A 14,374-nucleotide genomic window follows, 5' to 3' on the forward strand; every position below is an offset into this window, starting at 1 on the left:
CCGTACCGGCGCCATCGGGGGCAGAGGCGTCCCGGCGCGACCGAGCCGGGCAAGGGCACGTCGGGCAGAGGGGAGACATCTCATGACGCTCAAGCAGGCCGACACGGCGGTCGTCGGCGGAGGCATCGTCGGGCTCGCGCACGCGCTGGCCGCGGCACGGCGGGGTGACCGCGTGGTCCTCTTCGAGAGGGACGACTTCGCGGCCGGGGCCTCGATCCGCAACTTCGGGATGATCTGGGCGATCGGCCAGCGGCGCGGCGCCACCTACCAACGGGCCCTGCGCAGCCGGGAGATCTGGGGCGAGATCGCGGCGAAGACGGGCCTGTGGGCCGAGCCCGCCGGTTCGCTGCACCTCGCGCACCGGCCCGACGAGCTCGCCGTGCTGGAGGAGTTCGTGGCCGGCACGCCCGAGGCGCGGGACCGGGGCACCCGGATGACCGGCGCCCGGGAGGCGGCGCGGCGCAGCCACGCGGTGCGGGAGGAGGGGCTGCTCGGCGCGATGTGGAGCCCGACGGAGCTCAACGTCGACCCGCGCCGGGCGATCCCGGCGGTGGCCGCGCACCTGGCCGAGGAGTACGGCGTACGCATCGAGTTCGGGACCTCGGTGCGGGGTGTCGAGCTGCCGCGGGTGTCGACGACCGCCGGGGAGTGGCGTGCCGAGCGGGTCGTGGTGTGCAGCGGGAACGACTTCGCCACGCTCTACCCGGAGGTGTTCGCCGACAGCGGCCTGGTCCGCTGCAAGCTGCAGATGCTGCGTACGGGCGTGCAGCCGGGCGGCTGGCAGCTGGGCCCGATGCTGTGCGGCGGGCTGACGCTGCTGCACTACGCGGCCTTCGAGGAGTGCGCCTCGCGGGCGGCGCTGGAGCGGCGGATGCGCGCCGAGCTGCCGTTCCACCGGGACCACGGCATCCACGTCCTGCTGTCGCAGACGGCGGACGGGCGGCTGACGATCGGCGACAGCCACGCGTACGCGTCGACGCACGACCCGTTCGAGAGCGAGGAGATCAACGCGGCGATCCTCGGCTACCTGCACGGCTTCGCCCGGCTCCCGGACCCCTCCGTCACCGAACGCTGGACGGGCTACTACCCGTCGCTGCCGGACGGCCGGACGGAACTGGTGGTGGAGCCGGAGCCGGGTGTGACGGTGGTGAACGGCGTCGGCGGCGCGGGCATGACCCTCTCGTTCGGCCTGGCGGAGGAGGTCCTCGACCGCTGAACCCGGCCGGTGGCGCCGGGGGACCAACTCCCCCGGTGCCACCGGCCGTTGCACGAGCGGGGCCCCGCCCGGAGGTGTCCGGACGGGGCCCCTGCGGTGTCTCAGTAGCCGATGCAGGCGGAGCGCCACTCGGTGTAGAAGTCCCAGACCTGCGGGGAGCACTCGGGCGGCCCGAACTGGGACGCCTTGGTGCCCACGTGCGGCAGGTGCGCGTAGGCGCCGGTCCCCGGCCGGTTGACGTGCAGCATGCCCGCCTCCAGCCGTTCGACGGCCTCGAAGGCGCGGGACTGGGAGGCCGTGAAGACGGTGCCGGACATGCCGTACCGGACGGAGTTGGCGACCTCGACGGCGTCGTCGAAGCCGTCCGCGTCGAGGACGGCGAGGACGGGGCCGAACACCTCCTCCTGCGCGAGCGCGCTGTCCCTGGCGACGTCCCGCACGACGGTGGGCCGTACGTAGGCGCCCTCCGGCAGGCCGGGCCGCCGCTCGGGGCCGCCGCCGCACAGCACGGTGCCGCCGGCCCGGCGGGCCGCGGCCACCGCGTCCAGGGCCGCTTCGGCGCGGGCGGCGCTGACCAGCGGGCCGACCTGGGACTCCGGGTCGTCGCCGGGGCCGACGCGCAGCGCGGTGACCCGGCGCACCAGCCGGTCGAGGAACTCGTCCCGTACCCGGACGTCGACGACGGCCCTGCTGGTGGCGCTGCACCGCTGGCCCGCCTGGCCGAACGCGCCCTGCACGACGGCGTCGACGGCGCGGTCCAGGTCGGCGTCGTCGAGGACCACCACGGCGTTCTTGCCGCCGAGTTCGAGCTGGGTGCGCAGCAGCCGGGCCGCTCCCCCGGTCTGGATGGCGGTGCCGACGGCGAGGGAGCCGGTGAAGCTGACGCCCCGTACGGCCGGGTTGTCGACCAGGGCCTGGCCCGCCGCCGCGTCGCCCTGGACGAGGTTGAGCACGCCGTCGCCGACGCCCGCCTCGTGGAACAGCTCGGTGAGCAGGGCCGCGGTGAGCGGGGTGAGCGGGGACGGTTTGAGCACCGCGGTGCATCCGGAGAGCAGCGCGGGGGCGACCTTCCACATCGGGATGGCGAGCGGGAAGTTCCACGGCGAGATCAGCCCGACGACGCCGAGGGGGCGGCGGAAGGTGCAGGCGAAGACGCGTTCCTCCTCGGCGGGCGCGGTGACCCCGCCGAGCGTCCTGGCCTGCCCGAGGGTGAAGTCGAGGACGGAGCGGGCGCGTTGGACCTCGGCGCGCGCCTCCCGCAGCAGCTTGCCCTGTTCGCGGGTGATGGCGCGGGCGAACAGCTCGGCGCGGCGGCCGAGGAGTTCCGAGGCGGCGGCGAGGCGTTCGGCGCGGGCGACGGGGCCGAGGGCGTGCCAGGCGGGGAAGGCGCGGGCCGCCGCGTCGACGGCGCGGTCGGTGTCGACGCCGCCGGACTCGGTGAACTCCCCGATCCGGTCGGCCGGATCGGCCGGGTTCTCGTTCACCCGGGTCTGTCCGGACTCGGCGGGGCACCAGTCGCCGTCGACGAGGTTGAGCAGGTATCGCTCCGCCACGGGCGGATGGTCTCCAGCCACGGGCGGATGGTCTCCCGCCACGGGCGGGTCGTCCTCCGTCGCGGGCCGGGTCCCGGCCGCGTCCTTGTGGGGTGCCGTCACACGCGGGTGTTCCTGGATGCGGGCCATGCTGCCGCCGTCCTTCCTCCGGTGCTCCTGGGTCGCGGCCAGGTTCGCCCAGGCCGGGGGCCGTGACCATCCGTCAATCACGAATGCGGGGCATAGCGAGCGGCTATGGACGGTGCCGCGGACACCGCCGCTCTGCCCTCGGCCGAATCCGCGCGGAGCCGGTCCGGTGCGGGCGGGCGTGCGGCTACCGTGACGGCGTACCGGCAGGCGCGTACGTACCGGCACGCCCCCAGGAACCCGCACCCGAGGAGCCGCCATGTACCAGGCCACGGCGGGGAACCGCCCATTCCGCTTCGGCGTCAACCTGACCACCGCCGCTCCGGGACCCCGGTGGCAGGCGCTCTGCCGCCGGGCCGAGGAGCTCGGCTACGACACCGTGCACGTGCCCGACCACCTCGGCGCCCCCGCGCCGTTCCCCGCCCTGGTGGCGGCGGCCGCCGCGACGGAACGCGTCCGGGTGGGCACCTTCGTGCTGAACGCGGGCTTCTGGAACCCGGCCCTGCTGGCCCGCGAGGCCGCCACCTGCGACCTGCTGACCGGCGGACGGCTGGAGCTGGGCCTCGGCGCGGGGTACGTGCAGGCCGAACACGACACCGCCGGCCTGCCGTTCGGCACCCCGGGGCAGCGGGCCGCGCACCTGGAGCACACCGTGCGGGAGGTGGCGCGCCTGCTGGCCGACCCGGACCACGAGCCGCGCCCGGCGCAGCGCCGCGTCCCGCTGCTGGTGGGCGGCAACGGGGACCGGGTGCTGCGGCTGGCGGCCGAGCGCGCCGCGGTCGCCGCGTTCACCGGCGCTCGGCAGGCGCCGGACGGGCCGCAGGGCGAACTCCAGCTGCTCTCCCCCGCCGAGCTGGAGCAACGCGTCACCGCCTACCGCGCGTTCGAGGCCGCCCGGGCGGACCGCACGGAACCGGCCGAGCTGAACCACCTGGTGCAGCGGGTGGTCCTCACCGACGACCGCCGGGCCGCGGCCGCCGCGCTGCTCCCGTACGCCCCCGCACTGACCGAGCAGGACCTGCTGGAGCACCCGGCACTCCTGGCGGGCACCCCGCACGAGGTCGCCCACCAACTGCACGTCTTCCGCGAACGCTTCGGCTTCTCCTACATCACCGTCCTGGAACCCTTCCTGGAACCCTTCGGCGAGGTCGTCCGGGAGCTGCGGAGGGGGTGAGCGGCGCCGACTGGCCCCGTACGCCGGGGACTTGGGGCAGGTCCGGCCAGTGGAAACCCTCGCCGTCCCGGCCCGTTCTCTGCTTGGCTCGCCCCATGAGCGATCTTCACGTCCGGTACGCCCGCCCCTCCGACATCGACGCCGTGCTGCGGTTCTGGCGCGAGGCGGCGGAGGGGACGAGCATCAGTGACGACCGGGACGGGGTGGCCCGGCTCCTCGCCCGGGACCCGGAGGCGCTGCTCCTCGCGGAGCGCGACGGGCGTCTCGTGGGGACGGTCATCGCGGGCTTCGACGGCTGGCGGTGCTCCGCCTACCGGCTGGCCGTGCGCCCCGGCTGCCGCCGGCAGGGCATCGCCGCGGCGCTGATGGAGGCCGCCGAGGAGCGCTTCCTCGCCCTCGGCGGACGGCGGGCCGACGCCATGGTGCTGGAGGCCAACGAGCCGGCCCACCACACCTGGGCCGCGGCCGGCTACCACCGCGAGGACCACTGGCGGCGCTGGGTCAAGCCGCTGGCCCGGGACTGAGCCGGGGCGCCCCGTACCCGGTCGCCTGTGACCGGCGTCGCACTCCTGCGCGACCGCGGCTTTTGCCCGTCCTTTACGATGGACAGCTCCATATCCGCAGCGTCCTCGAAAGGTCGTGAGCGTCCGCCCATGGGCGACCCTCTCAGTAGCACACATCGAGCGATCCCCTCCCCCCTGCCCGACGATGGGACGGAGGTGAACCGATGACCGAGGTGCTTCTCCTTCTCGTGGCGCTTCTCCTGTCGCTGGCGTGCGGCGCGTTCGTCGCGGCCGAGTTCTCGCTGACGACCGTGGAGCGGGCCGACCTGGAGCGGGCGGTGCAGCGCGGCGAGCGCGGCGCGAGCAGCGCCCTCGCGGCGGTCCGCTCGCTCACCTTCCAGCTCTCGGGTGCGCAGCTCGGCATCACCGTCACCAACCTCGTCGTCGGCATGCTCGCCGAGCCCTCGGTCGCGAAGCTGATCAAGGGCCCGCTGGAGGCCGTCGGCGTTCCCGCGTCGGCCTCGTCCTCGATCGCGCTGGTCCTGGGCACGGCGGTCTCCACCGTCGTGCTGATGGTGGTCGGCGAGCTGGTCCCGAAGAACTGGGCGATCTCCCGCCCGCTGCCGATGGCCAAGCGGATCGCGACGCCGCAGCGCGCGTTCAGCACCGTCTTCCGGCCGCTGATCAAGCACCTGAACAACACCGCGAACCGGCTCCTGCACCGGATGGGCATGGAGCCCACCGAGGAGCTGGCCTCGGCCCGTTCGCCGCAGGAGCTGGTGGCGCTGGCCCGGCACTCGGCGAAGGAGGGCGCGCTGGAGGTCGACACGGCCGAGCTGTTCGTGCGCACCCTGCACCTGGCCGAGCTGACGGCGGAGAACGTGATGACGCCCCGCGTCCAGGTCACCTCCCTCGACGTGCAGGCCACGGCCGAGGACGTGGCGAACGCGACCCGGGCCACCGGCCTCTCCCGCTTCCCCGTGGTGCGCGGCGGCCTGGACTCGGTCGCGGGCATCGTGCGGATCAAGGACGTGCTGGCGGTCCCGGCCGAGCAGCGGCTGCGCAAGCCCGTCACGGAGCTGATGCGGGAGCCGCTGCTGGTGCCCGAGTCGCTCACCGTGGACAAGCTGCTGGACCGGATGCCGGGCGGCGACCGCAGCATCGCGGTCGTCATCGACGAGTACGGCGGCACGGCCGGTGTGGTGACCCTGGAGGACATCATCGAGGAGGTCGTGGGCGAGGTCCGCGACGAGCACGACCCGCTGGAGACCCCGGACCTGGCCCCCGCGGGCGAGGACGCCGAGGGCCGCCGGGTCTTCGACGCCGACGGCGCGGCCCGCGCCGACCAGCTGCAGACCATCGGCCTGCGCGTACCGGAGGGCCCGTACGAGACGCTGGCCGGCCTGGTCGCCACCGAGCTGGGCCGGATCCCCGCGGAGGGGGACACGGTGACGGTGACGGGCTGGGAACTGACGGTGACGGACGCGCGCGGCCGGCGGGCCGCGCGGGTGCGCCTGCTCGCACCGCTGCCCGCCGCCGATGACCAGGACGACGAGGAGGCCGGGCGATGACCGCGGTCCAGTTGCTGATCGGACTGTTGACGCTGGTCGTCAACGCCTTCTTCGTCGGCGCCGAGTTCGCGCTGATCTCGGTCCGGCGCAGCCAGATCGAGCCGCACGCGGACGAGGGCAACAAGCGGGCCCGCACGGTGGTGTGGGGCCTGGAGCACGTGTCGCAGCTGATGGCGGCGGCGCAGCTGGGCATCACCCTGTGCACCCTGGTGCTGGGTGTGGTCGCCGAGCCCGCGATCGCGCATCTGCTGGAGCCGGTCTTCCACGCGGTGGGCATGCCGGACGGGCTGACGCACCCGGTGTCGTTCGTGATCGCGCTGACCCTCGCGACGTACCTGCACATGCTGCTGGGCGAGATGGTCCCGAAGAACATCGCGCTGGCCGAGCCGGAGCGCACCGCGCTGCTGCTGGGCCCGCCGCTGGTGAAGCTCTCGCGCGCGCTGCGCCCGGTGATCTTCACGATCAACGCCTTCGCGAACAGCCTGCTGAAGCTGCTGCGGGTGGAGCCGAAGGACGAGGTCGAGGCCGCGTTCTCGGACGACGAGCTGGCCCAGATGGTGGCCGACTCGCGCCAGGCGGGCCTGCTCGACGACCGCTCGACGGCCCGGCTGCGGGACGCGCTGGAGCTGGGCACCCGTCCGGTCGGCGAGGTCGCCAGGCCGACGGAGCGGGTGGTCTCGGCGCGGCTCGGGGTGACGCCCGAGGAGCTGGAGCAGATGTCGGCCCGTTCGGGCTTCTCCCGCTTCCCCGTCGTCGACTCCAGCGGGCGGGCCGTGGGCTATCTGCACGTCAAGGACGCGCTGGACGCCTCGCCCCGGGACGAGCCGTTCCCGCAGTCCGCGATGCGGCCGATCGCGCTGGTCCAGGCGTCGATGCCGCTGGACGACGTGCTGGCCGCGATGCGCTCCAGCCGTACGCACCTGGCCGCGGTGATCGGCGCGGACCGGCGGGCCGTGGGCGTGGTGACGATGGAGGACGTGCTGCGCGAACTGGTGGGCACCCAGCCCGCCGCCTGACGCGCGGGGCCCGGAGGGCGCGGCGGCGGGTTCGTCCTGGTGCCGCGCCCTCCGTCGTTCCGTCGTCCGCCGGGGAGCCGGAGGGGCCGGGCCCGAGTCGGTGCCCCGGGCAACCGGTTAGGCTTGCCGGTCGTGGACAGCGCATCCCTCAGCCCCCGCGTCAGCAGCTTCGTCGCCCTCGGCGACTCCTTCACCGAAGGCATGTCCGACCGCCTCCCGGACGGCACCTACCGCGGCTGGGCCGACGTCCTCGCGGCCCGCCTCGCCGCCCGTGCCGCCGTCCCGGACGACGGCGCCGAGGCCCCCGCCGCGTTCCGGTACGCGAACCTCGCCGTGCGCGGCAAGCTGATCGGCCAGATCGCGGCCGAGCAGGTCGACCGCGCCGCCGGGATGCACGCCGACCTGGTGACCCTCGTCGGCGGGCTGAACGACACCCTCCGCCCCAAGTGCGACCTCGGGCGGGTGTTCGGCCTGCTGGAGGAGTCGGTGGAGAAACTGGCCCCGCACTGCGGACGGCTGGTGCTGATGCGCAGCCCGGGCCGCTCGGGCCCGGTGATGGAGCGCTACCGCCCCCGCCTCGACCAGCTGTGCACGTTCATCGACGAGCTGGCCGCACGGCACGGCGCCACCGTGGTGGACCTGCTCGGCGCCCCGGTCCTCGGCGACCCCCGGCTGTGGGCCGACGACCGGCTGCACCTGACCCGCGAGGGCCACGCGCGCGTGGCCGAGGCGGTGTGGCAGGGGCTGGGCCTGCCGCCCGAGTCGGACTGGCGGGCCCCGCTCCCGCCGCCCGTCCCCGCGCCGTGGGCCCGGCGGCGGATCGCGGACCTGCGGTTCGCACGCGAGCACCTGGTGCCCTGGGTGGGGCGGCGGCTGACGGGCCGTTCCTCCGGCGACGGACGCGCCCCGAAGCGCCCCGAGCTGGCACCGCTGGCCTGCGAGGACTCCCCGTAACGGCGGCACACGCACCCCGTAGAATCGGCCGCGTGACTGAAGCGCCGCGCATTCCGAACGTCCTCGCCCACCGCTACGCCTCCGCCGATCTGGCCCGGCTGTGGTCCCCCGAACACAAGGTGGTGCTGGAGCGGCAGCTGTGGCTGGCCGTCCTCAAGGCCCAGCGCGACCTGGGCATCGAGGTGCCCGAGCAGGCCGTCGCCGACTACGAGCGGGTGCTCGGGGACGTCGACCTGGCCTCGATCGCCGAGCGCGAGAAGGTCACCCGGCACGATGTGAAGGCGCGGATCGAGGAGTTCAACGCGCTGGCCGGGCACGAGCACGTGCACAAGGGCATGACCTCCCGGGACCTGACGGAGAACGTCGAGCAGCTGCAGATCCGCCAGTCCCTGCTGCTGGCCAGGGACCGTACGGTGGCGCTGCTCGCGCGGCTGGGCAAGCTGGCCGGTGAGCACGCCGAGCTGGTGATGGCCGGGCGTTCGCACAACGTCGCGGCGCAGGCGACGACGCTGGGCAAGCGCTTCGCGACGGCCGCCGACGAACTGCTCGTCGCCTACCGGCGCCTGGAGGACCTGCTCTCGCGCTACCCGCTGCGCGGCATCAAGGGCCCCGTCGGCACCGCGCAGGACATGCTCGACCTCCTCGGCGGCGACCAGGACAAGCTGGCCGAGCTGGAGCAGCGGGTCGCCGAACACCTCGGATTCCGGGAGGCGTTCACCTCCGTCGGCCAGGTCTACCCGCGCTCGCTGGACTACGACGCGGTGAGCGCGCTGGTGCAGCTGGCGGCCGCGCCCTCGTCGCTGGCGAAGACGATCCGGCTGATGGCCGGCCAGGAGCTGGTCACGGAGGGCTTCAAGGAGGGCCAGGTCGGCTCCTCCGCGATGCCGCACAAGATGAACACCCGCTCCTGCGAGCGCGTCAACGGCCTGATGGTGATCCTCCGCGGCTACGCGTCGATGGCGGGCGAGCTCTCCGGCGACCAGTGGAACGAGGGCGACGTCTCCTGCTCCGTGGTCCGCCGCGTCGCGCTGCCGGACGCGTTCTTCGCCTTCGACGGGCTGATCGAGACCTTCCTGACGGTGCTGGACGAGTTCGGCGCCTTCCCCGCCGTCGTCGAGCGGGAGCTGGACCGGTACCTGCCGTTCCTCGCGACGACGAAGGTGCTGATGGCCTCCGTCCGCGCCGGTGTCGGCCGCGAGCTGGCGCACGAGGTCATCAAGGAGCACGCCGTCGCCTCCGCGCTGGCGCTGCGCGAGGGCGCGGCGCACAACGAGCTGCTGGACCGGCTGGCGCAGGACGAGCGGATTCCGCTGGAGCGCGGCCGGCTGGACGCGCTGATGGCCGACCGGCTGTCCTTCACCGGTGCCGCCGCCGCGCAGGTCGGCGCCGTCGCCGGGCGGGTCGAGGAGATCGTGAAGGAGCACCCGCAGGCGGCCGGTTACGCGCCGGGAGCGATCCTCTGACACCGCGCTTCACCGCGAGCGAGCTGGAGGCCGCCCGCGACCGCCTCGTTCCCGATGTGGTCGCGGACGGCCTCCGCGTGCTGTTCTGCGGCATCAACCCGGGGCTGATGTCCGCGGCCACGGGCCACCACTTCGCCCGCCCCGGCAACCGCTTCTGGCCGGTGCTGCACCGCTCCGGCTTCACGCCCCGGCAGCTCGCGCCCGAGGAGGAGCGGGAGCTGCTGCGGTACGGGCTGGGCATCACCAACGTCGTCGCGCGGGCCACGGCGCGGGCCGACGAGCTGGACGCCGAGGAGTACCGCGAGGGCGGCCGGATTCTGACCGGGAAGGTGGAGCGGCTGCGTCCGCGGGTGCTGGCGGTCGTCGGCGTCACCGCGTACCGCACGGCCTTCGGCGAGCGGAAGGCTCAAGTCGGCCCGCAGGAGCGGATGCTGGGCCCGTCGCGGGTGTGGGTGCTGCCCAACCCGAGCGGGCTGAACGCGCATTGGAGCGTGGCGACGATGGCCGACGCGTTCCGCGCGCTGCGCGAGGACGCGGAAGGCGCCTGAGCGGAAGCCCTCCGGCGTTCCCCGGGAGGTACCCCGCGGACCCTCGCAGCGCGCGGGGGCAGCCGATACCATCCGCACACGCGCAGGCACAGGGAGGCGGAGGCGGACGTGGCGAGGCTCACCGGCGGGGACCCGTCACTGCTGCGGCGCATCAACTCCGCCGTCGTCCTGCGGGCCCTGCGCTCCGCCGGGCCGCCGCCCCGGCACGGGGAAGCGCTCACGCTGACCGAACTCGTGCGCGCCACGGGCCTGTCCCGGCCCACCGTCGAGGGCGTGGTCGAGGGGCTGGGCGAGGCGGGCCTGGTCGCCGTCGCCGACGAGGGCCAGGACGGTACGGTGGTCCGCCGCGGCCGCCCCGCGCGCCGCTTCCGCTTCCGCGCCGAGGCCGGGCACCTGCTGGGCCTGGAGATCGGCCCGCACCGGGTGGCCGCCACCCTCGCCGACCTCACGGGCACGACGGTGGGCACGCACTCCCGCGAGACCGGCGAACGGGTGGGAGCCGCCGAGCGGTTGGAGCGCACCCGCACCACCGTCGCCGAACTGCTGCGCCGTACCGGCGTCTCCCGGAGCACGCTGCGCGCCGTCGGCGTGGGCACCCCGGGCATCGTCCGGGCCGACGGGTCCGTCGTCCTGGGTACGGCGCTGCCCGGCTGGACGGGGCTACCGCTCGGCGAACGGCTGCGGCGCTCCTTCCACTGCCCCGTCCTGGTGGAGAACGACGCCAACGCGGCCGTCCTGGCGGAGCACTGGCAGGGCGCGGCCGAGGGCGTCCGGGACGTGGTGATGGTGCTGGTCGGCCTCTCCCCCGGCGCCGGGTCGCTGATCGGCGGCCGGCTGCACCGCGGGTTCGGCGGCGCGGCGGGCGAGATCGGCGCGCTGCACCTGCTGGGCCGGGAGGCGACCCCGGAGCGGCTGCTGTCGACGACGGACGAGCCGCTGCCGCCGCTCGACGAGGCGGCGGTGGCCCGGGTGTTCGCGCAGGCCCGCGCGGGCGACGGGCAGGCGCGGCGGGCAATGGCCCGCTTCCAGCGGCGGCTCGCGCACGACGTGGGCGCGCTGGCGCTGGCGCTGGACCCGGAACTCGTCGTCGTGGGCGGCTGGGCCTCGGGGCTGGACGACGTACTGGCCCCGCTGCGGCGGGAGTTGGAGCGCTACTGCCTGCGTCCGCCGCGCGTCGAGCTGTCCGTGCTGGGCGAGACGGCGGTGGCGACGGGCGCGCTGCGGCTCGCGCTGGATCATGTGGAGGCCGACCTCTTCAGCCTCGAGGACGCCGCGGACGGCTAGATCTGCCGCTGTGGGCCGGGCACGGTGGCCCTCACCGAGCCCCGAGCACCGGACGCCGCGGAAGGTCACGACGGAGGCCGCGGCGCACGCCGACGGGCCGGCCCGCGTCATCGGCGCGGGCGCCCCCGACCCCAACAGGCGGCGCGGAAGGGGCCGTTGCTCAGCCGGCGAGGGCCTCGGCGCCGCTGTCGGCGAAGGTGAGGCGGCAGGTGTCGGCCCGGTAGGTGGAGACGGCGACGACGGCGGGGCCGTCCTGCGCCGCGTAGCGGGTGGTGACGACGAGGACGGGGGCGCCGGGCAGCCGGTCGAGGCGGCGGGCGTCCTCGGCGCGCACCGAGCCGAGCTCCACCGAGCGCTCCTGGCTCTCCAGCCCGAGCCGGCCCAGCGCGGCGAGGACGCGCCGCGCGGCCTCGTCGCCCTCCGGGGTCTCCTCGGGGACGGCCTGCTCGGGGACGTACAGCAGCTCCGTGGCGACGGGCTGGCCGTGGGTGACGCGGGTGCGGCGCAGGGCGAACACCCGGGCGCCGGCCGGGGTTTCCAGCAGCCGGGCCACCGCGGCGGGCGGCACCGTCTCGCCGCCGCCCTCGGTCTGCCAGCCGCCCTCGGCGTCCGCGAACGGGCCCTCGCCCGCGGGGCCGATGCCGACGCCGAAGCGGGGCGGGGCGACGGTGGTGCCCACGCCGCGCCGCCGCTGGAGGCGTCCCTCCAGCTCCAGTTGCTCCAGGGCCTGCCGGAGCGTGGCGCGGGCGACGCCGAAGCGCGCGGCCAGCTCCCGCTCGTTCGGCAGGATCTCCCCGACCGCGAACTCCGAGTCCAGCGCGTCGGACAGGACGGTCTTGAGGTGCCAGTACTTGGGCTCCGGCACCGTCTCCAGCTGCGTGGTCCCCACCCTTGCCTCCGCGTTCGCCGTGTGCCGACCGGTTCCTTGCCGTGCCGGGCACCGGCCGTCGTCTCCCGGTCGGCACCGGCCCGATTCCGCTGCGGCGGGCCCCTGTTCAGGCCGCCGCTTCCCGCATGGTTCTTTCTTAAAGGTTCTTGCGTATGCCTGCGACCCTAGGACCGCCCTCTGCCTTGGTCAAGACCAATGCGCGAGACGGCCGGTGGCCGCACACCCCCGCCGTGCCAAGATCACCAGCCGGGCGCGACGACAGACGGAGGGCGAGCCATGACGGACGGACAGCGGCGGACGGACGGGCCGGCGGAAGCGGGCCGGCGGGTCACCGTCGTCACCGGCGGCAGCCGGGGCATCGGCGCCGCGGTGGCGCGGCGTCTCGCGCGGGCCGGGCACGACATCGGCATCGGCTACGAACAGGCCGCCGACGCGGCCGAGGAGACGGCGGCCGCGGTGCGGGCCGAGGGCCGCCGCGCGGTGACCGTGCGGCTGGACACCAGCGAGGAGGAGCAGGTCGACGTCCTCTTCCGCACCGTGCGCGAGGAGTTGGGCCCGGTGACGGGGCTGGTGAACAACGCGGGTGTGACGGGCCCGCTGGGCCGGTTCACGGAGACCGCGACCACGCACCTGCGCCGCGTCGTCGACGTCAACGTCCTCGGCACGCTGCTGTGCGCCCGGCGGGCGCTGCGGGAGATGTCGACGGCGCACGGCGGGTCCGGCGGCGGCATGGTCAACATCTCCTCCTGCGCGGCGACGCTGGGCGCGCCCGGCGAGTACGTGCACTACGCCGCGTCGAAGGCCGCCGTGGACGCGATGACGGTCGGCCTGGCCAAGGAGTTCGGGCCCGAGGGCGTCCGGGTCAACTCGGTGCAGCCGGGCTCGGTCCTCACGGACATGCACGCCGCGATGGGCGAGCCGGACCGGGCGTGGCGGAAGGCCGAGGGCACGCCGGTGCGGCGCCCCGGCACCCCGGAGGAGATCGCCGACGCGGTGGGCTGGCTGATGTCGGACGAGGCGTCGTTCACCACGGGCGCGGTGCTGCGCGTCGGCGGCGGTCTCTGAGGCGTCAGCCCGCCCCGCGCCGGAGGCGGGCCAGCTTGTCGGGGTTGACGAGGATGTACACGGAGCGGACGAGTCCGTCGGCGACGTCGAGGACGAACGCGGCGCGCAGCCGCTCCCCCTCCCAGGCCAGCAGCGCCTGGGCCCCGTTGAGCTCCCGGACGGTCCACTCGTAGCCGGCGCCCTGCGGGCCGATCGCCGCGAGGAAGCGGCCGATCTTGCGGGATTCCGTCATCACCCGCAGCGGCGCCCTGGCCTTGCCGCCGCTGTCGCCGATCAGGCGGGTGTCGGGCGCGAGCAGGCTCATCAGGCCTTCGAGGTCGCCGCCGGTGGCCGCGTCGAGGAAGCGGTGGGTGAGGTCGCGCTGCTGGCCCGGGTCGACCTCGAAGCGCGGGCGCCGCTCCTCGACGTGCCGGCGGGCGCGGCCCGCGAGCTGGCGCACGGCCGCCTCGCCCCGGTCGAGCGCGGTGGCGATCTCGGCGTAGGGGAAGCCGAAGGCCTCGCGGAGCACGAACACCGCGCGCTCCAGCGGCGAGAGCGACTCCAGCACCACGAGCACGGCGAGCGACACCGACTCGGTGAGCACCGCGCGGTCGGCGCCGTCGGGCACCGGCTCGGAGGCCATGTCGGTGGGCAGCGGTTCGGGCAGCCAGGGCCCGACGTAGGACTCGCGGCGGGACTGCTCCTGGCGGAGCCGGTCGATGGCGAGCCGGGTGGTGACGCGGACGAGGAAGGCGCGGGGCGAGCGGACGCCCTCGCGGTCGGCCCCGGACCAGCGCAGCCACGCCTCCTGGACGACGTCCTCGGCGTCCGCGACCCGGCCGAGCATCCGGTAGGCCACGCCGGTCAGCACGGACCGGTGCTCCTCGAACACCTCGGCCGCCGCGTCGGCGGTTCCGTACGGGGTGTTGTGCTCCGGGTCCTGGTCGCTCACGGGGTCATCATGGCATCCGCCGCCGCGCGGGCCGCGCACGGCCTTGCCGCAACGGCCTTCCCCGCCGGGCCAGTTGCTGAC

The 14,374-nt window shown here is 75.0% G+C and carries 13 protein-coding genes; 10 read left to right on the forward strand and 3 right to left on the reverse strand.

The features are described 5' to 3' along the window. Nucleotides 1–82 precede the first annotated feature (82 nt). A complete protein-coding gene (locus tag HCC30_RS21795) occupies nt 83–1,216 on the forward strand; it encodes a TIGR03364 family FAD-dependent oxidoreductase (protein WP_169444332.1) in 1,134 nt (377 codons plus the stop codon). A 101-nt stretch (nt 1,217–1,317) separates the two neighbouring features. Here the strand turns inward: HCC30_RS21795 and HCC30_RS21800 are convergent, their stop codons facing one another. Continuing rightward, nucleotides 1,318–2,769, reverse strand: coding sequence for an aldehyde dehydrogenase family protein (locus tag HCC30_RS21800; protein WP_206324157.1), 1,452 nt, complete (start codon nt 2,767–2,769; stop codon nt 1,318–1,320). 385 nt (nt 2,770–3,154) lie between these two features. Here HCC30_RS21800 and HCC30_RS21805 point away from each other — a divergent pair, with 385 nt between their 5' ends. From HCC30_RS21805 to HCC30_RS21840, 8 genes are all read left to right on the forward strand, one after another. Further along, nucleotides 3,155–4,069 carry a TIGR03621 family F420-dependent LLM class oxidoreductase gene (locus HCC30_RS21805; RefSeq protein ID WP_169444333.1) on the forward strand — a complete coding sequence of 305 codons (915 nt, stop codon included), beginning with the start codon at nt 3,155–3,157 and terminating at the stop codon, nt 4,067–4,069. Between the two features lie 95 nt (nt 4,070–4,164). Then, complete coding sequence (locus tag HCC30_RS21810) at nt 4,165–4,593, forward strand: GNAT family N-acetyltransferase (protein ID WP_169444334.1); 429 nt, start codon at nt 4,165–4,167, stop codon at nt 4,591–4,593. 203 nt (nt 4,594–4,796) lie between these two features. Beyond that, nucleotides 4,797–6,143, forward strand: coding sequence for a hemolysin family protein (locus HCC30_RS21815; protein WP_169444335.1), 1,347 nt, complete (start codon nt 4,797–4,799; stop codon nt 6,141–6,143). Next, complete coding sequence (locus tag HCC30_RS21820; protein WP_169444336.1) at nt 6,140–7,159, forward strand: hemolysin family protein; 1,020 nt, start codon at nt 6,140–6,142, stop codon at nt 7,157–7,159. The genes HCC30_RS21815 and HCC30_RS21820 overlap by 4 nt, the downstream gene beginning before the upstream one ends. 132 nt (nt 7,160–7,291) lie before the next feature. After that, nucleotides 7,292–8,113, forward strand: a complete 822-nt coding sequence (locus tag HCC30_RS21825) for an SGNH/GDSL hydrolase family protein (RefSeq protein ID WP_346776746.1) — start codon at nt 7,292–7,294, stop codon at nt 8,111–8,113. Between the two features lie 32 nt (nt 8,114–8,145). Further along, complete coding sequence (purB, locus tag HCC30_RS21830) at nt 8,146–9,576, forward strand: adenylosuccinate lyase (protein ID WP_346776747.1); 1,431 nt, start codon at nt 8,146–8,148, stop codon at nt 9,574–9,576. Nucleotides 9,577–9,632: 56 nt separating this feature from the next. Next, entirely contained in the window at nt 9,633–10,124 is a 492-nt protein-coding gene (gene mug / locus HCC30_RS21835) for a G/U mismatch-specific DNA glycosylase (RefSeq protein ID WP_346776748.1), read from the forward strand. 108 nt (nt 10,125–10,232) lie between these two features. After that, on the forward strand, nt 10,233–11,408 hold the full coding sequence (locus HCC30_RS21840; RefSeq protein WP_169444337.1) for an ROK family transcriptional regulator: 1,176 nt from the start codon (nt 10,233–10,235) through the stop codon (nt 11,406–11,408). Nucleotides 11,409–11,568: 160 nt separating this feature from the next. Here the strand turns inward: HCC30_RS21840 and HCC30_RS21845 are convergent, their stop codons facing one another. Further along, entirely contained in the window at nt 11,569–12,297 is a 729-nt protein-coding gene (locus tag HCC30_RS21845; RefSeq protein ID WP_169444338.1) for a GntR family transcriptional regulator, read from the reverse strand. A 276-nt stretch (nt 12,298–12,573) separates the two neighbouring features. Here HCC30_RS21845 and HCC30_RS21850 point away from each other — a divergent pair, with 276 nt between their 5' ends. After that, on the forward strand, nt 12,574–13,362 hold the full coding sequence (locus HCC30_RS21850) for an SDR family oxidoreductase (RefSeq protein ID WP_169444339.1): 789 nt from the start codon (nt 12,574–12,576) through the stop codon (nt 13,360–13,362). 4 nt (nt 13,363–13,366) lie between these two features. Here HCC30_RS21850 and sigJ read toward each other — a convergent pair whose 3' ends face one another. Further along, on the reverse strand, nt 13,367–14,293 hold the full coding sequence (sigJ, locus tag HCC30_RS21855; RefSeq protein WP_346776749.1) for an RNA polymerase sigma factor SigJ: 927 nt from the start codon (nt 14,291–14,293) through the stop codon (nt 13,367–13,369). Between the last annotated feature and the right edge of the window lie 81 nt (nt 14,294–14,374).

The organism is Streptomyces sp. HNM0574 (genome assembly GCF_012726235.1).
Classification (GTDB): domain Bacteria; phylum Actinomycetota; class Actinomycetes; order Streptomycetales; family Streptomycetaceae; genus Streptomyces.